Consider the following 19,808-nt stretch of genomic DNA (forward strand, 5'->3'; position numbering starts at 1 on the left):
GACACAGGATATCATTACCCGTCGTCTTTCAAGCTACAGCGTTGTTGACTGCACTCGCTGTAACTTGAAATCCATAGGGTAAAAGATAAGGAAAGACATCAAACGCACTGCAGTGGCACAAATTACCCCTTCACGCCGCCGGCCGTCAGGCCGCCCACCAACCAGCGCTGCGCCAGCAGGAACACGGCGGTAATCGGTATCGCCGACAGCACCGCGGCGGCGGCGAAGTCGCCCCACAGGTAGTTCTGCGGGTTGAGATATTGCTGCATCCCCACCGCCAGCGTGTAGCTGTTCACATCGCGCAGCAGCAGCGACGCTACCGGCACTTCGGTGATGGCGGCGATAAACGACAGAATGAACACCACCGCCAGAATCGGCACCGACAGCGGCAGCAGCACCAGACGGAAGGCCTGCCACGGCGTGGCGCCGTCCAGCGCCGCCGCCTCTTCCAGCGAGTTGTCGATGGTTTCGAAATAGCCCTTGATGGTCCAGACGTGCAGCGCGATGCCGCCCATGTAGGCGAAGATCACGCCGCCGTGGGTGTTCAGGCCGATAAACGGAATGTACTGGCCCAGGCGATCGAACAGCGCGTACAGCGCCACCAGCGACAGCACCGCCGGGAACATCTGGAAGATCAGCATACTTTTCAGCAGCGTGCTCTTGCCGCGAAAACGCATGCGGGCGAAGGCGTAGGCGCAGGTGGTGGATAGCGTCACGATGCCGATGGCGGTGATCGCCGCTATCTTGATGGAGTTCCACAGCCACAGCAGCACCGGGAACGGCGGCGGCGTCACGCTGCCGTCGGCGTGGGTGACGCTGAAGCCGAGCGCCAGCCGCCAGTGATCCCAGGAGAGGGTTTCCGGTATCAGGCTGCCGGTGGCGAAGTTGCCGGAGCGCAGCGAGATGGCGATCACCATCAGCAGCGGGAACATGATCAGGGCGATAAAGCACAGCATCAAAATATGGGTGATCCACAGGCGCAGGCGCTGGGACTTGGGTTGAACCATGGCCATCGTTATTCTCCCTAATCGAAGTTCATCTTGCTGGCTTTCAAATTCAGGATCGCCAGCGCGCCCACCAACAGGAAGATCAGCGTGGCGATGGCGGCCGCCAGCCCGAAGTCTTGCCCGCCGCCGCCTTCGAAGGCGATGCGGTAGGTGTAGCTGACCAGCAGATCGGTATAGCCGGCCGGCGTGGTGGTGCCGATCATGTCCGGGCCGCCGTTGGTCAGCAGCTGGATCAGCACGAAGTTGTTAAAGTTGAAGGCGAAGCTGGCGATCATCAGCGGCGTCAGCGGCTTGATCAGCAGCGGTAAGGTGATGCGGAAGAAGTTTTGCCACGGGTTGGCGCCGTCCATCGCCGAGGCCTCGTACAAATCGTCCGGGATGGCCTTCAGCAGCCCCATGCACAGGATCATCATGTACGGGTAGCCGAGCCAGGTGTTGACGATCAGGATCATGCTCTTGGCGGTGAGCGGATCGCTGAACCAGGCCGGTTTGATGCCGAACAGATGGCTGAGCATCATGTTGATCTCGCCGAAGCTCTGGTTGAACAAACCTTTGAAGATCAGGATCGAGATGAATGACGGCACCGCATAGGGCAGGATCAGCAGCACGCGGTAGATCGCCTTGCCTTTCAGCGCCTCCCACTGCACCACGCAGGCCAACACCATGCCGACCGCCACGGTGAGGATCACCGTCATCACCGAGAACACGATGGTCCAGATGAAGATCGACACGAACGGTTTCTTGATGCCCTCGTCCTGCAGCACCCGCAGGAAGTTTTTCCAGCCGGTGGTGACGGTATAGCCTGGGCTCAGTGTTTCCTGCGCCCAGCCGCCGTCGGCGTTGATCGCCTGATAGAAGCCGGTGTCGCCGTTCGGCCGGTAGCGCACCTGAGTCTGGTTATTGGTCAGCGTGCTGCCGTCTTTGTCCAGCGCATACAGCGGGCGGGTGCCGGAGAACTGGCGCAGGGAGCTCATGCGCAATTCCCCGCCGTCGGGCAGCTGCGCCACCAGCTGGCTCAGCGCTTGCCGGTTCTGGGTGATCGCCCGCAGCGTGGCGCGTTCGCCCTGCGGCGCGGCGCTCTGCGCCGTCAGCTTCAGGGTTTGCGGCGCGGCGGCGTCGAGGCGGAAAGGTTCGGAAATCAGCGGCTGTTCGCTGTCCGGTGGCGTCAGCTGCAGGCGCCACTGCTGGTTTTCCGCCGGGTAGAGGCCGAAGGTAAAGGTGTTGCCGCTCTGGAATTGGCGCTGCATCAGCACCGATTGCGCGCGTTCAAAAGTCAGCTGGTTGGTGCTGCTGTAGTTGGTAAAGGCGATGGCGATGGTGCAGATCAGCGGGAACAGGACGAACAGCCCCATGCCGGCGACGCCGGGATACACATAGCGCCAGGCATAGGCGCGGCGGTTGGCGAAGACGTAAAGCCCGGCGCTGACCAGGATCAGCGTCAGGATGGCGAACAGGTATTCACCCTGTGCATACATCAACACAATCAGGTAGCAGGTCACCAGGCTGAACAGGCCGACCACCAGCCATTTCAGCGCGTCGCTTTGCCACCACTTCGATTTTTTACGCGCAGGCGTCCCGGCGTGAGCGAATTGCATAGGGCGTTCCTTTCTGTGAAGCAACGGCGGGGCACTTGTCCCCTTCATACTTGAAGCTACACCTTTGTTGGCTGCGTCCGCTCACCCCGGTCACATAGTTATCTATGCTCCCGGGGATGTGCGTACTTGCCGTCGCGGTGTAACTCCAATTATTTCGGGGATGTTAATCCCGCACGACGTCGTTACTTGGTGATACGGGTTTGCACGTCGTCCAGCGCGGCTTTCACCGTCTGACGGCCGCTGACGGCGTTGATCACCGCGCTGCGTTCGGCGTACCAGAAGGCGCTCATCTGCGGGATGTTTGGCATGATTTCCCCGTTTTGCGAGTTCTGCATGGTGGCGGCGATCTTCGGATCTTTGGCCAGCGCTTCCTGATAGGACTTCAGCGCCACCGCGCCCAGCGGCTTGTCTTTGTTGACGTCCGCCAGCCCTTCGTTGGTCAGCAGGTAGTTCTCGAGGAACTCGGTCGCCAGCTCTTTATTCGGGCTGGCGGCGTTGATGCCGGCGGTCAGCACGCCGACGAACGGCTTGGACGGTTTGCCTTTGAAGGTGGGCAGCAGCGTCACGCCGTAGTTGATTTTGCTCTGCTCGATGTTGTTCCAGGCCCACGGCCCGTTGATGGTCATCGCGGTCTGGCCTTTGTTGAACGCGGCTTCGGCGATCGAGTAATCGGTATCGGCGTTGATGTGTTTGTTTTTCACCAGATCGACGATGAACTGCAGACCGGCCTGCGAACCGGCATTGGCGACGCCGACATCCTTGATGTTGTATTTGCCGTTTTCATACTTGAAGGCATAACCGCCGTCGGCGGCGATGATAGGCCAGGTGAAGTAGGGCTCCTGCAGGTTCCACATGATGGCGCTTTTGCCGCTGGCGCGCAGCTGCTTGTCCAGCGCCGGGATCTCTTCCCAGGTCTTCGGCGGCTGTTTGACCAGGTCTTTGTTGTAAATCAGCGACAGCGCTTCGACGGCGATCGGGTAGCCGATCAGCTTGCCGTCATAGCGCACCGCGTCCCAGGTGAACGGGAACAGCTTGTCCTGGAAGGCTTTGGACGGGTGGATTTCGGCCAGCAGGCCGGACTGCGCATAGCCGCCGAAGCGGTCGTGGGCCCAGAAGATGATGTCCGGGCCGTCGCCGGTGGCGGCCACCTGCGGGTATTTTTCTTCCAGCTTGTCCGGGTGCTCGACGGTGACCTTGATGCCGGTGTCTTTTTCGAATTTCTTGCCGACTTCGGCCAGGCCGTTATAGCCCTTGTCGCCGTTGATCCAGATGACCAGTTTGCCTTCCTCGATCTTGGCGAAGGCGGAAGAAGAGAGCACCAGGGTGGCCAGTGCCGAGAGCGCCAGCGTGCGGGCGAGGGTAATGCTGCGAGTCATAATCCAGTCCTTCTTTTTGTGGGCACATAAATCAAGGAGAGACGTTTCGCGGTAATAGTGGGTCACAACGCGACATATTCTCATCCTCCCCCCCTCTACGCCCCTGTGATGAGGAGTGTGATCCAGTTAACGTTGCGCTCTATTCTGTGGCGTCAGGCACAAAATAGGGGGGCGATTTTTGCCAGCCGGATCACAGATTTGCCTTAAGCGCGGAACTTCTCATCGCTGTGGTCGTTCTCTCATCCTCCCGTCTCCTCCCCCATGAAAAATCCTGTTACGGATGATTACCCTTTCCGGCGACTCCCGCACTATCGGCCCATTGATTTTCAACGCCACGCGCAGCAGGGATACCGGATTTATGTCGTCAATGCCTATCGCCACCCAGCCCACCCTGTACCGGATCCATCCGGCCAGTTTCCGTGACGGAAACGGGGACGGCGTGGGCGACGCGCACGGCATGCTGGCGGCGCTGCCGTACCTGAAAGCGCTGTCGATCGACGGCCTGTTGCTGCCGCAGACGCTGGCGCCGGAGACCGAGGCGACGGTGACGGGCGAAGGGCTGACGCTGTGGTACGCCGATGAAGCCAACCGCGTTCGCAATGCGGCCGCGCCGCAGCGGTTCGCCCACGGCGCATTGGCGCTGGACGTGATGCCGTTCAGCGCGGAGAAGCTGGTGGCGGTGCTGCATGCCCGCCGAGCCTCGTTGGCGGACAGCCTGTGGAGCACCGGCGACGCGGATCAGCCCCGAGTGGTCAGCCGCTGGGGGCAGGGCGATTTGCGCTCCGCCGCCGCCTTTCTGACGCTGCTGGCGATGTTGCCGGCGCCGATCTGCCTGTATCAGGGTGAAGAGCTGGGGCTGCCGCACGCCGCCGGCCTGCAGGATCCGCGCGGCGCGCAAACGCCGATGCCGTGGCATGAGGCCCCCGAACAGGTCACCGCCGGCGAAATCAGCTGGTATCAGCAGGTGGCGATCGAACACCGCGCGTTGGCCATCAGCCGCCAACAGCACGACAGCCACTCCACCTTACGTTACTGCCAGGCGCTGTTGGCCCTGCGCCGTTCGCCGCTCATCCAGCGCGGCGAGCTGAGCGCGGTCAGCCAGCGAGACGGCGTGGTGCGCTTACTTATTACCCATCAGGATCAATGCCTTGAAGCGCTGATAAACCTGCAGCCTTATACTCAGGCGGCCGCGCCGTCTGAGGCGACCTTGCCGTTGGCATGGCAGCACGGCGCGCAGCAAGAGGGTCATCAATGGGTTTTGGCGGGCTTTGCCTCCGCCATTTTCACACGACATGTTAACTGCGAAAGCAGGGGAGTAACGCATGGCTAGCGTCACACTGCGCAGCGTTTATAAGGCCTTCGGTGAGGCCGTGATTTCCAAAGACGTCAATCTGACCATCGAAGACGGCGAGTTTGTGGTGTTTGTCGGGCCGTCGGGCTGCGGTAAATCGACGCTGCTGCGCATGATCGCCGGGCTGGAGGACATCACCTCCGGCGAGCTGCTGATCGGCGAGAAACGTATGAATGAGGTGCCGCCTTCCGAGCGCGGCATCGGCATGGTGTTCCAATCCTATGCGCTGTATCCACACCTGTCGGTGGCGGACAACATGTCGTTCGGCCTGAAGCTGGCCGGCGCCAGGAAAGCGGAAATCAATCAACGGGTGAACCAGGTTTCCGAGGTGCTGCAGCTGGCACACCTGCTCGATCGGCGGCCGAAGGCGCTGTCCGGCGGGCAGCGTCAGCGCGTGGCGATCGGCCGCACGCTGGTGGCTGAGCCGGACGTGTTCCTGCTCGACGAACCGCTGTCCAACCTCGACGCCGCGCTGCGGGTGCAGATGCGCATCGAGATCTCCCGTCTGCACAAGCGCCTGCAGCGCACCATGATTTACGTCACCCACGATCAGGTCGAAGCGATGACGCTGGCCGACAAGATCGTGGTGCTCGACGCCGGTCGCGTGGCCCAGGTCGGCAAGCCACTGGAACTGTACCACTACCCGGCCAACCGCTTCGTCGCCGGGTTTATCGGCTCGCCGAAGATGAACTTCCTGCCGGTCAAGGTGACCGCGGCGCAGCCGCAACAGGTGCAGGTCGAACTGCCCAACCGCCAGCTGGTCTGGCTGCCGGTGGAAGGCGCGGGCGTTCAGCCCGGCGCCAACCTGTCACTGGGCATTCGCCCTGAACATCTGCTGCCCGGCGAAGCCTCTGAAGTGCGGCTTACCGGCGACGTACAGGTGGTGGAGCAACTCGGCAACGAGACGCAAATCCACATCCAAATCCCGGCTATCCGTCAAAACCTGGTGTACCGCCAGAATGACGTGGTGCTGGTAGAAGAAGGTGCCACATTCGCCATCGGCCTGCCGCCTCACCGCTGCCACCTGTTCCGTGAAGACGGTACGGCATGTAAACGGCTGCACCAGGAGCCGGGCGTTTAAAGCACCAAAGTCGGTATAACAGGAGAATAATGATGACTACTCTGCGCAAACTTCCTCTGGCACTGGCTGTCGCCGCCGGTGTTCTCTCTACCCAGGCGCTGGCCGTGGATTTCCACGGTTACGCCCGTTCCGGCATCGGCTGGACCGGCAGCGGCGGTGAGCAACAGTGTTTCAAGGCCACCGGCGCCGCGAGCAAATACCGTCTCGGCAACGAATGCGAAACCTACGCCGAGCTGAAACTGGGGCAGGAAGTGTGGAAAGAAGGCGACAAGAGCTTCTACTTCGACACCAACCTGGCCTATTCGGTCTCGCAACGTTCCGATTGGGAAGACGTGACCCCGGGCTTCCGCGAAGTCAATGTGCAGGGTAAAAACCTGATCGACTGGCTGCCGGGCTCCACGCTGTGGGCCGGTAAGCGCTTCTATCAGCGTCATGATGTTCACATGATCGACTTCTACTACTGGGATATCTCCGGCCCGGGCGCCGGTCTGGAAAACATCGATCTGGGCTTCGGCAAGCTTTCCGCTGCCGTGACCCGCAACTCGGAGTCCGGCGGCTCTTACGGCTACCTGGATAACGAATGGAAACAGCGTCCGACCGTCAACGACACCTTCGACGTGCGCTTGGCCGGCCTGGAGCTGAACCCGGGCGGCACCCTGGAGCTGGGCGTGGACTACGGTCGCGCCAATGCGCAGGACCACTACCACCTGGCCGACGGCGCCAGCAAAGACGGCTGGATGTTCACCGCGGAACACACCCAAAGCATCCTGAACGGTTACAACAAGTTTGTGGTGCAGTACGCCACCGACTCGATGACCTCGCAGAACAACGGCCGCAACGAAGGCGCCACCATCGATAACAACGGCAAGATGATCCGCGTGCTGGATCACGGCGCCATCGACTTCAACGATCAATGGGCGTTGATGTACGTCGCCATGTTCCAGGACATCGACCGCGACAACAACAACGGCACCACCTGGTACACCGTGGGCGTGCGCCCGATGTACAAATGGACGCCGATCATGAGCACCCTGCTGGAAGCGGGCTACGACAACGTCAAATCCCAGCGCACCGGCGATCGCAACGGCCAGTATAAAGTGACCCTGGCGCAGCAATGGCAGGCCGGCAACAGCATCTGGTCGCGCCCGGCCATCCGTCTGTTCGCCACCTACGCCAAGTGGGATGAGAAGTGGGGCTACGCCACCGGTGACGACACCGGGTATAACGCCGGCACCGCTTACAACGACACCAGCATGCATACCTTCAGCCGCGGCAAGGATGACGAAGTCACCTTCGGCGCCCAGATGGAAATTTGGTGGTAACGACGACAGGGCGGGGAGGGCCAGCGGCTCTCCCCCAACCGCATTCGCCGCGGCCGGATCTCTTGCCTGATCCGCCGCGGCGCTGAAAGAGGATATAACGATGAAAAAGAATCTGCTGTCACTCTGCCTGTCGCTGGCGCTGACCGTCGGCGCGCCTTTGGCGGCCAACGCCGAGACGCCGGCCAACGTTTCCGTCGCGCCGGCCATCAGCGCCGCCACGCTGCAAAGCCTGCCGTGGCAGCCGCTGCAGCCGCCGGTGTCGCAAGAGGTGAAGCTCGACGCCGTCAGCCCGCAGCTCAATCAGGGCGAGATTCAGGGGGCGATCGCTGCCTATACGCTGCCGGCCGATCGCGGTTCGCTGGAAGTGACGCTGAGCAGCCTTGCCAAAAACAATTCGCTTTATGCGCCGAGCGTGCTGGTGCTGGACGAGCATCTGCGCCCGGCGGCGTATTACCCGAGCAGCTACTTCCCGTATCAGCCGCCGGGGGCTATGTCCTCCGATCGCCTCGAAGGCACGCTGAAACTGACGCCGGCGCTCGGCCAAAAACAGATTTACCTGCTGGTGTACACCACCCGCCAGGACTTGGCGAAAACCACTCAGTTGACCAACCCGGCCAAGGCCTATGCGCAGGGCGTGGGCAACGCGGTACCGGATATCCCGGATCCGATCGCCGGCCACGCGACGACCGGCACGCTGAAGCTTAAGGTCACCGCTGAACAGGGCACCGGCAACGTGATGATCGGCATGCTGCAGCCTGCGCCGACCGTGGCGCCGGTGGTGGTGGGCTCGACCGCCCCTGCCGCCGTGGCGGCACCGGCACCGGCGCCGGAGAAACCGGCGGAGCCGATGCTCAACGATACCGAAAGCTACTTCAATAACGGCATCAAACAGGCGGTGAAGGCGGGCGATATCGACAAGGCGCTGAAACTGATGAATGAGGCCGAGAAACTGGGCTCGACCACCGCGCGTAAAACGTTTATCAGCAGCGTTAAAGGCAAGGGGTAACACCCGGCGCTGCCGATGCTGGCTCGATGATTGGTGCGCTTTGGCGCACCTTTTTTCATCCGCGGGCCAGCGTTGCGCCGATCAACGCCAACAGACGGGCGTTGTATACCTGCTGCATGACACGCACCGGCTTGCCCTGCGGCGGCGGCATGCCGACCGTCAGGCGCAGACTGTCCGGCCGCCAGCGGCGTGAGCTGCCGCGCGTCAACGCCCCTTCCAGCGCCACATCCACATGGAACATCTCGGTGGTGACCAGCTGCGGCGCCAGCAGCCAGGCGATCACTAACGCATCATGGATCCAGCAGCCCGGCAGGTGCCGCGTATGGCGCGAATAGTCGATCCACGGCCGCGTGGTGGCGCGTAAATAGCGGCATAGCGGGGTATCCGGCTGGGTCAACGCGGCCAGATCCGCCTGGGTCAGCATGGTCTGAGTGGTGACATCCAGCGGCGCCAGCGTGATGGTGGCGCCGCTGTTCAACACCAGCTGCGCCGCTTCCGGATCCAAACCGAAATTGGTGTCCTTGATGTACCCGTCGACGTTGAATACGCCCCCCATGATCACAATCTCTTTCACCGCCTGCGCCATCTGCGGGTAAAGCTGCATGGCGTGCGCAACGTTGGTCAGCGGGCCGATCGCCGCCAGCGTGATCTCGCCGGGATGCCGGCAGATCAGCTCGCCGATGGCGATGGCGGCGTCCGGTGCGGGCGCGTTGGCTAGCGAGGGCGCGGGCAGGTCACGCCACAGCGCCGCCAGCTTCGGATCGGCGATCGGGCGGTCCAGATGTGCGCGCCACGGCTCCGGCGGCTCGCTCAGGGCGCGCGCCGCGCCAAGGGCGACCGGCACCTGATAGCCGCTCTGCGCCAGCAGATCGGTGGCGACGGCGAAGCCCACTTCTCGCGGGGTGTTGCCGGCCACGATGCTGATCAGCTCCAGTTGCAGCTGCGGTTTGGCCGCCAGCGCCAGGGCCAGCGCCAGGCCGTCGTCGACGTTGGCGCCGGGAACGCCGTTGCCGGGATCGCAATCAATAATTAAACGCATATAAGGTGTCCTGAAAAACCGCTAACAGCCGCAGGAGCGGCGGATGCGCAGTTGAAAAGCGAATTCATGCAGCTCGGCGGGCGCGGCACCGGCGGCCAGCATGGCGATGGCCCGCTTGGCCATGGCGTCGATCGGCTGCTCGACCGCGCTGAGCGGCGGCACGCTGAATTCGGATTGCTGCGTGCCGTTAAAACAGATCAGCGCCAGATCGTCCGGCGCGCGTAACCCATGCTCCGCCAACGCCGACAGGCAGCCGAGCGCCTGCTGCTCGTTAGAGGTGAAAACGGCGTGCGGGCGCGGGCCTTGCACCAGACGCTGGGTGGCTTGGTAACCGCCCTGGCGGGTGTAGGGCACTTCGAAAATCCACTCGTCGCGCGGCGCGATACCCGCCTCCAGCAGCGCATCGCGCCAGCCGTTCAAGCGATCCTGTGCGTTGAGCATGGTCAGCGGGCCGATAAAAATGCCGATATCGCGGTAGCCGTGTTGCAGCAGATGGCGGGTTGCCTGGCAGGCGGCGTCGCGCTCGTCGACGCGAATGGCGCAGACGCCGGCTTGGCTGTCGATGGTGTCTATCATTACGCAGGGCGTGCCGGAGGCGCGGATTAGATCGAACCACGGATGGCGATCGACGCTGGTATACAGCAGGCCGTCGACCTGGCGGCGCAGCAGGTTGTTGATCAGCTCATACTCGCGCTGCCGGTCGTCGCCGGCGTCGCCCAGCAGCAACACGCGGCCGCGGCTGAAGGCCTCTTGCTGCAGCGCTCGCGCCAGGGTGGCGAAGAACGGGTTGGAAATATCCGGCACCACCAGCCCGTAGGTTTGCGTGCTGCCGGAGGCCAGCGCCCGCGCGATGTCGTTCGGCCGGTAGCCGGTCTGCTCGATTGCCGCCAGCACGCGCAGCCGGGTGGCTTCCGCCACCGGGCGCGGGCCGTTGTTGATCACATAGCTGACTACGGCGACGGAGGTGCCCGCTACGCGAGCCACGTCGGCGCGGGTAACGCGTCGCGCGGAGTGATTATCCACATTGAGGTCCTGTTCGCCTTCTCGCTACGCGGCATCCTGCGGCAGGTTGAGATCGCGGCCGCGGGTTTCGGGAGCAAAGAAGGTGGTGATTAAGCCGATGCCCGCCATTACAACAAAATAGGCGGCGACAGGCCACCAGTGACCGAAACCGGACAGCAGCGCGGTGGCGATCAGCGGCGCAGTACCGCCGGAGAGGATGGAACCGAGCTCCTTGGCGAACGCCATTTTGGAGTAGCGGTTCTTCACGCCGAACAGTTCGACGCCATAGGCCGCTTGCACGCCGAAGATCCCCAGCGACGCGATGCACATGCCGACCACGATCACCGAGATGACGATCGCCGGTTCACGGCTGTCGAGCAGCCAGAACGCCGGGAAGGCGTACAGCACCAGCAGCAGGCAGAACCACCGGTAGGTGACGCGGCGGCCGAAGCGATCGGACAGCCAGCCGGCCAGCGGGATCACCAGAAAACCGCACAGCGAGGCGATCAGCACCGCCAGCGCCGGCACCGATTTATCGACCATCAGCACCTTGGCGACGTAGCCGACGATAAAGCCCTGGCACAGGTAGGAAGGGCCGTTTTCGCCGATGCGCAGGCCGAGCATCACCCAGAACGCCTTGGTGCGCTGCAGGTAGCTGCGCGTATCCGGTGCGGCCTGGGCGGCGTCCAGCATGCGCTGGTGGTTTTGCTGCAGCTCGCGCTCGAAGACCGGCGTTTCCCGCACGTGGCGGCGCAGGTACAGCGCCACGCCGGCGATCAGAATGCTGGCGAGGAACGGAATGCGCCAGCCCCAGCTCATCAGGTCTTCCTTGTCCAGCTGCAGCACCAGCAGCCACACCAGCGACGCCAGCAGAGTGCCGCTGTTGGAGCCGATGGCGATGATCGACGCCACCAGCCCACGCCGTTTGGCCGGCGCGTATTCCGCCAGCATCACTGCGCCGCCGGACAGCTCCGCGCCGGCGCCGAACCCCTGCGCGAAGCGCAGGATCACCAGGCAGGTGGGTGCCCAGACGCCGATTTGCGCATAGGACGGGATCAGGCCGATCAGCGTGGTGGAGAGGCCCATCAGCGCCACGGTGGTGATCAGCACCACGCGGCGGCCTTTGCGATCGCCGATCCAACCGAACACCAGCGCGCCGATCGGCCGCGCGACGAAGCCGACGGAGTAGGTGGCGAAGCTGGCCAGCAGGGCGACCAGCGGCGTGGCCTCGGGGAAGAACACGTCGCCGAACACCATGCCGGCCGCCAGGCCGTACAGCGCGAAATCGACGTATTCCATGGCGGTGCCGAGCCAGCAGGAGAAGGTGGCGCGCCAAAATTGGCTGCGCCCCTCTTTGGTTGCCAGGCGTTCATCGGCCGCCAGCGCGGCGTCGGCGGTCTGTGGAGTGGCAAGCGTTGTTTCGCTCATGGCAGTGCTATCCTCTTTTGTTCTGCGCCTGGAGGGGCGCGGTTAAAGATGGTTTCCCTGGTGCCGGCAACAAAGGTGTGCCGACAAATGATGTCGGACGCATGGCGATTCAACGCTGCGATGTCAGAGTATCTACGCGCGTAGATAAAACAACGCGACAAAGATGAAACTTTGCAGGCGATCACAGAATCGTCATCGTGCCGGGGAACGAAGATAGAGAACGCGGATGGCAAAAAGATGACAGGAGCCCGGTTTTTCCGGCGGAAGCCACCGCCGTTTTCGCCACGAATCAGCCTGCTGCTTTCGTATTTCTGCGCTACAATGGGGGCCTGTTAACAGTTTGTATCGTCTGGCGCGCCGTACCGGCCGCGGTTCAGGCGAGGAGTAAAGCAATGTCTGGCATCAGGGATTCCATCCTGCCGCCGCTGGAGTGGTTGTCCGAACAGGATCCTCCGGCGCCCGCCGCCGTCAGCGACTGGCTGATGGAGTTAGGCTCCATGACCCGCCGATTTGAACGCCATTGCGCCCAGGTGCGCGTCGAACCGCAGCGCGAATGCTTCGTCACGCGCGAGGCGCTGGGCGACGAGGCGAACCACCTGCCCGACAGCCCGCGCTACTGGCTGCGCGAAGTGGTGCTGCTGGGCGACGACCAGCCCTGGCTGCTGGGGCGCACGGTGATCCCGGAAAATACGCTGACCGGCCCCGACCAGGCGCTGGTGGATCTGGGCACGCTGCCGCTGGGGCGCTACCTGTTCAGCAGCGGCGATCTGACCCGCGACTATATCCATATCGGCCGACAGGATGCGCTGTGGGCGCGCCGTTCACGGCTGCGGCTGGCGGGCAAACCGCTGTTGCTGACCGAATTGTTTTTACCGGCTTCGCCGCTGTATTCAGCGGTTCCTGCATAAGAGAGGAGAGCAAGACCTTGGAGGGAAGCGTGACTCAAAGTAAATGGCGGGCTTACAGCCATTTGATGCGCATTGATAAACCGATCGGCACGCTGTTGCTGCTGTGGCCGACGCTGTGGGCGCTGTGGCTGGCCGGGAAAGGCGTGCCGCCGCTGTCGATTTTGCTGGTGTTCGTGCTCGGCGTGTTCCTGATGCGCGCCGCCGGCTGCGTGGTGAATGACTACGCCGATCGCGCGGTGGACGGCTACGTGAAACGCACCGCCGGGCGGCCGATGCCGAGCGGTCGGGTGAGCGCGAAAGAGGCCAAGGTGCTGTTTGCGGTGCTGGTGCTGATCTCGTTCTGCCTGGTGTTGACGCTCAATGCGATGACCATCTGGCTGTCGCTGGCGGCGCTGGCGCTGGCCTGGGTGTATCCGTTCATGAAGCGGGTGACCAACCTGCCGCAGTTCGTGCTGGGCGCCGCGTTCGGCTGGGGCATTCCGATGGGGTATGCGGCGGTCAGCGAATCGCTGCCGCTCAGCTGCTGGCTGCTGCTGCTGGCCAACATCTGCTGGACGGTGGCCTACGACACGCTGTATGCGATGGTCGATCGCGACGATGACTTGAAGATCGGCATCAAATCCACCGCTATCCTGTTCGGCCGTTATGACAAGCTGATCGTCGGGCTGCTGCAGTTCGCGACGCTGCTGCTGCTGGTGTGGGTCGGTTATCTGGCGCAGCTCGGCGGGGCGTTTTACTGGTCGCTGTTGCTGGCGGGCGCGCTGTTCATTCACCAGCAAAAACAGATCGCCGGCCGCGAGCGCGAAGCCTGCTTCAAGGCCTTCCTGCAGAACAACTATGTCGGCTTGGTGGTATTTATCGGCATCGCGCTGAGCTATCTGCCGGCGTAACGGTTTCGCAAAGCAAGAAAAAAGGCACCCCAGGGGGGGCCTTTTGTGTTTCGGTGCCGGACGACATCACTCGTCCTGCTCTTCTTCCGCGTCGGCTTGCGGCAGGGCGTTGGTCTCTGCCGGCATGTTGACGCTTTCGATGGTCAGCTTGATTTCCGGCGTGATCAGATCGCTCAGCATGTTGTACACCTCAAGGGTGTGCTCGCGGATCGCATCCCCGCTATCGTTGATATAGCCTTCTTCGCGCAGCGTCGCCACCAGGGTGGAGAACACCGCCTTGTCGAAGAACTCCGGCGCGTTGATGCCGTGCAGCACCGACAGACGCTGCGCCATGATGCGGCTCTCTTTCTCCAGCGCGCCGCGGTTGATGCTCGGGTTGGCGCTGAGGATCGACATGGTGATGGCGTAGCGTTGCAGGGTTTCGCGCACCCCGGCGGCCAGCAGTTGCAGCGGGCGAATGCGCGCCGGGTTCAGCACCAGATCGTCGCCTTTGTCGCAGATCAGCTGTTGACGGATCAACTCGTCGATCACCGGCTGCAGCACCTCCGGCAGCTGTTCCTTGTCGTTATGCAGGAACAGCTCGGCTTTCAGCATCGGGTAGATCATGCCGATTTGACGCAGCAGCTCGGCGCGCGATACCCGGCGATGATGCATCACGATGCTGGCGATCAGCGACGGCAGCACCAGCAGGTGGTGGATGTTGTTGCGGTAATAGGTCATCAGCACCGCCTGCTCGCGCGGCAGGATGATGATGTCGCCGATGTTGTCCTTCTCCACCTCGAACTTGTTCATGTTGAGCGCGTGATCCAGCAGCTCGTCCGGCGTTTGCGTCGGCACGGTGACGTCACGTGCGTAAGGCGCGTTGCGCATCAGCTGCAGGTAGCACTCGAGCTGTTCGACCAGCTGTTCGCGGGTTAGCGAACGCTGGCGCGAAGCCAGTAGCGCGGTGGAACACAGGTTCATGGCGTTGGCCGCGGCGGCGTTGTTGATGCGCACCATGATCTGGCCGGCCAGATCGTTGACCGTCGGCGTCAGCCAGCTTGGGCGCTGAGCCTCGATCGGATCGATAGACTCGCGCCACTGCGGCACGTGCTGGTTGAGGTAAGCGGTCAACGGCAGCGGTTCGCCGAAGTTGACATAACCCTGGCCCAGATTGCGCAGCTTGCGCAGGCCGCGCAGCATCTGCAGCAGGCTCTCTTTTTCCTTGGTGGCGCCGCGCAGCTCTTTGGCATAGGTGCCCACTTCCATCACGTGTTCGTAGCCGATGTAGATCGGCACCAGCGTGATTGGACGGGTACCGCCGCGCAGCATCGCCTGGATGGTCATCGACAGGGTGCCGGTCTTCGGCTCCAGCAGACGCCCGGTGCGGGAACGGCCACCTTCCACGAAGTATTCCACCGAGTAGCCGCGGGTGAACAGCTCGCCGAGGTATTCGCGGAACACCGTCGAGTACAGCTTGTTGCCCTTGAAGGTGCGGCGGATGAAGAACGCGCCCAGGCGGCGGAAGATCGGGCCGGCCGGCCAGAAGTTGAGGTTGATGCCGGCGGCGATGTGCGGCGGCACCAGGCCCTGGTGATACAGCACGTAGGACAGCAGCAGGTAGTCCATGTGGCTGCGGTGGCAGGGCACGTAGACGATCTCGTGGCCGTCCTGCGCCAGCTGGCGCACGCGCTCGGCGTTGGTGACGTTGATGCCCTGATACAGCCGGTTCCAGGTCCAGCTCAGCACGCGGTCGGACAGGCGCACGGTTTCGTAGGAGAAATCGGCGGCGATCTCTTCCATCAGCGCGATGGCGTTCTGCTGGGCTTTCTCGTGCGAGATCTTCTTGCTGCGGGCCTCGTCCTCGACCGCTTTTTCGATCGCTTTGGACGCCAACAGCTTGTTGAACAGATCCTGGCGGGCCGGCAGGCTCGGGCCTACCGCGGCCAGGCGCTGACGCGAGAAGTGCATGCGCGCCACGCGCGCCAGTTTCTGCGCGATGGTTTTATCCGTGCCGTGCTCGGTGGCCATGCGGCGCAGCGAAACGGTGTTGGAGAAACGCACGAAGCTGTCGCGGCCGAGCCACAGCACGGCGAAGAATTTCTGCACGCCGTTCAACAGACGCAGGTGCGGCGTGCCGTGGCCTTCGCGGCCCGGCGAGCGGCCGAACATCACCGAAACCGGCAGCATCTGAATGTCGAGATCCGGGTTGCTGCGGTGCAGATCCAGATAGTCGTGGAACAGCTTTACCGACTCTTCTTTCGGGGTGTAGTAGCGGAACACGCGCGGGCCGTCGTGAATGAACACGTAGCTCGGCAGCACGGTGCCGTCGATCTCCAGCGAGTTGAGCGGATCGGGCAGATCCTGCGCCAGGCACTGGGTGCGCAGCGTCAGCAAATCCGCCTTGGAATTGTAAGGTAAAACATACAAAATCGGCCGTGAGGGATCCAACCCTAACTCGGTAACCGGATCTGAAGGGATGACCTTACTTCTTACCAACAATTTAAGTGGTAAATTCAATATTTTATAATAAATTTTACGCCAACCTGACATAAACAACGTGAAGCCTCTTGTTAGCAATGCGCCGCAAGCATACCAGAAACCGGGTAGCAGATCTGTGGTGTTCGAAAACCGAGAGCCGTCAGCGCGGACTGTTCTAGACTCTTTTTATTATGACCGACCTCTGAGAAAGGCACGAAAACATGGCAAACCAAGCAACCGGACTGACCCGCATCATCAAGGCCGCCGGCTATTCCTATAAAGGGCTTTCCGCCGCCTGGCAACACGAGGCGGCGTTCCGACAGGAACTGGTGGTCACCCTCTTGGCTATCATACTGGCAGTCTGGCTGGATGTGGGTGCGATAGCGCGCATTTTATTGATCGGATCGGTAGCGCTGGTGATGATCGTCGAGATCCTGAACAGCGCGATCGAGGCAGTGGTGGATCGCATCGGCAGCGAACACCATGAGCTGTCCGGACGGGCCAAGGACATGGGGTCGGCGGCGGTGTCGCTGGCGATCGTACTGGCGCTGTTCGTTTGGGGCACGGTCTTGTGGCAGCATTTTGGCTGACGAAAGGCGCCTACTGACTGATTTTTATTTATTCTTCGGTTCCCAATCCGCGCTTACCTGTATATACTCACAGCAAGACTGTATAAACAAACAGGGGGCGGAATGAAAGCACTAACTACCAGACAGCAAGAGGTCTACGATCTGATTCGCGATCATATTTCGCAAACGGGCATGCCGCCAACGCGTGCCGAGATCGCGATGCGTCTGGGGTTCCGTTCGCCTAACGCCGCCGAAGAGCACCTGAAGGCGCTGGCACGCAAAGGCGTGATCGAAATCGTCTCCGGTGCCTCGCGCGGTATCCGCCTGCTGATGGAAGAAGAAGAAGGGCTGCCGCTGATTGGCCGCGTCGCCGCCGGCGAGCCGCTGCTGGCGCAGCAGCACATCGAAGGGCACTACCAGGTGGATCCTTCCCTGTTTAAGCCGAGCGCCGATTTCCTGCTGCGGGTGAACGGCATGTCGATGCGCGACATCGGCATTCTGGACGGCGATCTGCTGGCGGTGCACAAAACGCAAGACGTGCGCAACGGCCAGGTCGTGGTGGCGCGCATCGAAGACGAAGTGACGGTCAAACGCCTGAAAAAACACGGCAACGTGGTCGAGTTGCTGCCGGAGAACAACGAATTCCAACCGATCGTGGTCGATCTGCGCCAGCAGAATTTCACGATCGAAGGGCTGGCGGTCGGCGTGATCCGCAACGGCGACTGGATTTAATCGCCGCACCCTCAGTGCCACCCCTTGTATCAATCGCCCCTGTTCTGGGGCGTTTTTGTTTCTGACCTTGCCCTTCGCCACTGCTACGGGAACATTTCATCATGCGCTTGATTTCCGCCTTCACCAGCGACACCGATAAAGCCCTGTGGCACCTGGCTATGCCGATGATTTTCTCCAATATTACCGTGCCGCTGCTCGGGCTGGTGGACACCGCGGTGATCGGCCACCTCGACAGCCCGATCTATCTGGGGGGCGTCGCGATCGGCGCGGTGGCGACCAGCTTCCTGTTCATGCTGCTGTTGTTCCTGCGCATGAGCACCACCGGCCTGGCGGCGCAGGCGCTGGGGGCACAGAACCCGCAGGCGCTGGCGCGCGCCTTTATGCAGCCGCTGCTGCTGGCGCTGCTGGCCGGGGCGGCGATCGTCCTGCTGCGCTATCCGCTGATCGAACTGGCGCTGCGGATCGTCGGTGGTAATGGCGAGGTGCTGGAACAGGCGCGGCGTTTTCTTGAAATCCGCTGGCTGAGTGCGCCAGCGGCGCTGGCTAACCTGGTGCTGCTGGGCTGGCTGCTCGGCGTGCAGTACGTGCGTGCGCCGGTGATCCTGCTGATCGTCGGCAACCTGCTGAACATCGTGCTGGATATCTGGCTGGTGATGGGCCTGGGCTGGAACGTGCGAGGGGCGGCGGCGGCAACCGCCATCGCCGAGTATGCCACGTTCTTGCTTGGTCTGTGGCTGGCGTGGCGGGTAATGCGACTGCGTGGTATCACCCTGGCGATGCTGTGCCAGGCTTGGCGTGGCGATCTGCGTCGCCTGCTGGCACTCAATCGCGACATCATGTTGCGTTCATTGCTGCTGCAGCTGTGCTTTGCATCGCTGACCATTTTCGGCGCTCGCCTGGGCAGCGACGTGGTGGCGGTTAACGCGGTGTTGATGAATCTGCTGACATTTACCGCCTATGCGCTCGACGGCTTCGCTTATGCGGTGGAGGCCCATTCGGGGCACGCCTACGGCGCCCGTGACGACAGCCAACTGCGTAAGGTGTGGCACGCGGCCTGCAGGCAGGCAGGGCTGGTCGCGTTGGCCTTCGCCTTTGCGTATGCCGTTACCGGCCAGCAGATCGTGGCGGCGTTGACCTCCTTACCGGAGCTGCGTGCGTTGGCCGCCCACTATTTGCCGTGGCAGGTCATCCTGCCGCTGGTCGGGGTGTGGTGCTATTTGCTGGACGGCATGTTTATCGGCGCCACGCGCGGTGCCGAGATGCGCAACAGCATGGCGGTGGCCGCGGCAGGATACGGTCTGGCGCTGTTCAGCGTGCCGCTGCTTGGCAACCACGGGCTCTGGCTGGCGCTGGCGGTGTTTCTGGCGCTGCGCGGTCTGGCACTGGGCTGGATTTGGCACCGCCATCAGGTGCGCGGCAGCTGGTTTGCCGCACGCTAAACCGGGCGCTTTGTTGGGTTAATTATTAATTTGTCTTATGTTTTTGTTCATGTTTGCTTACATGTTTTCAGCCTGGTTCTGCTCGGCTTAGCTCGTTGTTTGTTGGCGTTTTTTATGTTTATTTAATTTTTTAATGGTTTTTTATTCTGTCATATGGCTTTTTTATTTCCATTTTTAACTAGAATGAATCATGTGGCTGGCGAATGAAGGGGAGCGATATTCCTTAAGGTGAAGGGCGTATCGGCCAGAAAAATTTCTGGTTAATCCCGGCCGGCGACAGGGATCACTGATTCACCACAGGTTAGCGGAGAGACTATGAATAAAGATCAAGCCGACGGTAACTGGAAGCAGCTGAAAGGCAAAGTGAAGGAAAAATGGGGCAAGCTGACCGATGACGATCTGACGGTCATCGAAGGGAAACGCGAACAGCTGGTCGGCAAAATCCAGGAGCGCTACGGTTACCAGAAAGAGGCGGCCGAGAAAGAGGTGAAAGCCTGGGAAGATCACACCAAACACCGCTGGTGATTTGCAGAGCCGCCATTGAAGGCGGCTTACCCAGCGCAGGCCGGCGTCGCTCTCATCCTCTGGCGCCCCGGCCGCAGG

17 protein-coding genes are annotated in these 19,808 nt (G+C 62.0%); 10 read left to right on the top strand and 7 right to left on the bottom strand.

Annotated features, from left to right (window positions below; all coding sequences use genetic code 11):
* Window positions 1–122: 122 nt before the first annotated feature.
* The 3 genes from malG to malE all read right to left on the bottom strand — a co-directional run bounded on the left by malG (window position 123) and on the right by malE (window position 3,978).
* The gene (gene malG / locus ACJ8QI_RS17195) at window positions 123–1,013 is read right to left on the bottom strand and encodes a maltose ABC transporter permease MalG (protein WP_049273304.1); all 891 of its coding nucleotides are present in this window, start codon (window positions 1,011–1,013) and stop codon (window positions 123–125) included.
* Between the two features lie 11 nt (window positions 1,014–1,024).
* Window positions 1,025–2,602: a maltose ABC transporter permease MalF gene (gene malF, locus ACJ8QI_RS17200; RefSeq protein WP_308344833.1), complete on the bottom strand. Its 1,578-nt coding sequence runs from the start codon at window positions 2,600–2,602 to the stop codon at window positions 1,025–1,027.
* Window positions 2,603–2,784: 182 nt separating this feature from the next.
* Window positions 2,785–3,978: a maltose/maltodextrin ABC transporter substrate-binding protein MalE gene (gene malE, locus ACJ8QI_RS17205; protein WP_019453233.1), complete on the bottom strand. Its 1,194-nt coding sequence runs from the start codon at window positions 3,976–3,978 to the stop codon at window positions 2,785–2,787.
* 358 nt (window positions 3,979–4,336) lie between these two features.
* Here malE and ACJ8QI_RS17210 point away from each other — a divergent pair, with 358 nt between their 5' ends.
* From ACJ8QI_RS17210 to malM, 4 genes are all read left to right on the top strand, one after another.
* On the top strand, window positions 4,337–5,308 hold the full coding sequence (locus ACJ8QI_RS17210; protein ID WP_060425181.1) for an alpha-amylase family glycosyl hydrolase: 972 nt from the start codon (window positions 4,337–4,339) through the stop codon (window positions 5,306–5,308).
* Window positions 5,301–6,410, top strand: coding sequence for a maltose/maltodextrin ABC transporter ATP-binding protein MalK (gene malK, locus ACJ8QI_RS17215; protein WP_038874339.1), 1,110 nt, complete (start codon window positions 5,301–5,303; stop codon window positions 6,408–6,410). Before ACJ8QI_RS17210 ends, malK begins: the two co-directional genes overlap by 8 nt.
* Window positions 6,411–6,439: 29 nt before the next feature.
* Window positions 6,440–7,732, top strand: coding sequence for a maltoporin (locus ACJ8QI_RS17220; protein ID WP_049288181.1), 1,293 nt, complete (start codon window positions 6,440–6,442; stop codon window positions 7,730–7,732).
* Between the two features lie 100 nt (window positions 7,733–7,832).
* Complete coding sequence (malM, locus tag ACJ8QI_RS17225; protein ID WP_038874335.1) at window positions 7,833–8,738, top strand: maltose operon protein MalM; 906 nt, start codon at window positions 7,833–7,835, stop codon at window positions 8,736–8,738.
* 55 nt (window positions 8,739–8,793) lie between these two features.
* On the opposite strand, the gene ACJ8QI_RS17230 is transcribed toward malM, so the two are convergent.
* The 3 genes from ACJ8QI_RS17230 to ACJ8QI_RS17240 are packed head-to-tail and all read right to left on the bottom strand — an operon-like array spanning window position 8,794 to window position 12,207.
* Complete coding sequence (locus tag ACJ8QI_RS17230; RefSeq protein ID WP_442532859.1) at window positions 8,794–9,777, bottom strand: nucleoside hydrolase; 984 nt, start codon at window positions 9,775–9,777, stop codon at window positions 8,794–8,796.
* Window positions 9,778–9,798: 21 nt separating this feature from the next.
* Complete coding sequence (locus tag ACJ8QI_RS17235) at window positions 9,799–10,800, bottom strand: LacI family DNA-binding transcriptional regulator (protein ID WP_110158515.1); 1,002 nt, start codon at window positions 10,798–10,800, stop codon at window positions 9,799–9,801.
* 24 nt (window positions 10,801–10,824) lie between these two features.
* The gene (locus ACJ8QI_RS17240; RefSeq protein WP_187321813.1) at window positions 10,825–12,207 is read right to left on the bottom strand and encodes an MFS transporter; all 1,383 of its coding nucleotides are present in this window, start codon (window positions 12,205–12,207) and stop codon (window positions 10,825–10,827) included.
* A gap of 392 nt (window positions 12,208–12,599) precedes the next feature.
* Between ACJ8QI_RS17240 and ubiC the strand changes: the two genes are divergently transcribed.
* Both ubiC and ubiA read left to right on the top strand, forming a co-directional pair.
* On the top strand, window positions 12,600–13,115 hold the full coding sequence (gene ubiC / locus ACJ8QI_RS17245; RefSeq protein WP_038874327.1) for a chorismate lyase: 516 nt from the start codon (window positions 12,600–12,602) through the stop codon (window positions 13,113–13,115).
* A gap of 17 nt (window positions 13,116–13,132) precedes the next feature.
* Window positions 13,133–14,005 carry a 4-hydroxybenzoate octaprenyltransferase gene (ubiA, locus tag ACJ8QI_RS17250; protein ID WP_049201503.1) on the top strand — a complete coding sequence of 291 codons (873 nt, stop codon included), beginning with the start codon at window positions 13,133–13,135 and terminating at the stop codon, window positions 14,003–14,005.
* Window positions 14,006–14,071: 66 nt separating this feature from the next.
* Here the strand turns inward: ubiA and plsB are convergent, their stop codons facing one another.
* Entirely contained in the window at window positions 14,072–16,537 is a 2,466-nt protein-coding gene (gene plsB / locus ACJ8QI_RS17255) for a glycerol-3-phosphate 1-O-acyltransferase PlsB (protein ID WP_442532860.1), read from the bottom strand.
* Window positions 16,538–16,686: 149 nt separating this feature from the next.
* Between plsB and ACJ8QI_RS17260 the strand changes: the two genes are divergently transcribed.
* From ACJ8QI_RS17260 to ACJ8QI_RS17275, 4 genes are all read left to right on the top strand, one after another.
* Window positions 16,687–17,055 (top strand): diacylglycerol kinase, encoded by a 369-nt coding sequence (locus tag ACJ8QI_RS17260; protein ID WP_015379225.1) that lies wholly within the window; start codon window positions 16,687–16,689, stop codon window positions 17,053–17,055.
* 102 nt (window positions 17,056–17,157) lie between these two features.
* Window positions 17,158–17,766: a transcriptional repressor LexA gene (gene lexA / locus ACJ8QI_RS17265; protein WP_025160136.1), complete on the top strand. Its 609-nt coding sequence runs from the start codon at window positions 17,158–17,160 to the stop codon at window positions 17,764–17,766.
* A 101-nt stretch (window positions 17,767–17,867) separates the two neighbouring features.
* On the top strand, window positions 17,868–19,205 hold the full coding sequence (gene dinF / locus ACJ8QI_RS17270; RefSeq protein WP_442532861.1) for an MATE family efflux transporter DinF: 1,338 nt from the start codon (window positions 17,868–17,870) through the stop codon (window positions 19,203–19,205).
* A gap of 315 nt (window positions 19,206–19,520) precedes the next feature.
* Complete coding sequence (locus ACJ8QI_RS17275; protein ID WP_004936743.1) at window positions 19,521–19,730, top strand: CsbD family protein; 210 nt, start codon at window positions 19,521–19,523, stop codon at window positions 19,728–19,730.
* Window positions 19,731–19,808: the final 78 nt, after the last annotated feature.

Origin of the sequence: Serratia sp. CY84636 (genome assembly GCF_052166245.1) — a bacterium.
GTDB classification, from domain to species: Bacteria; Pseudomonadota; Gammaproteobacteria; order Enterobacterales; family Enterobacteriaceae; genus Serratia; species Serratia nevei.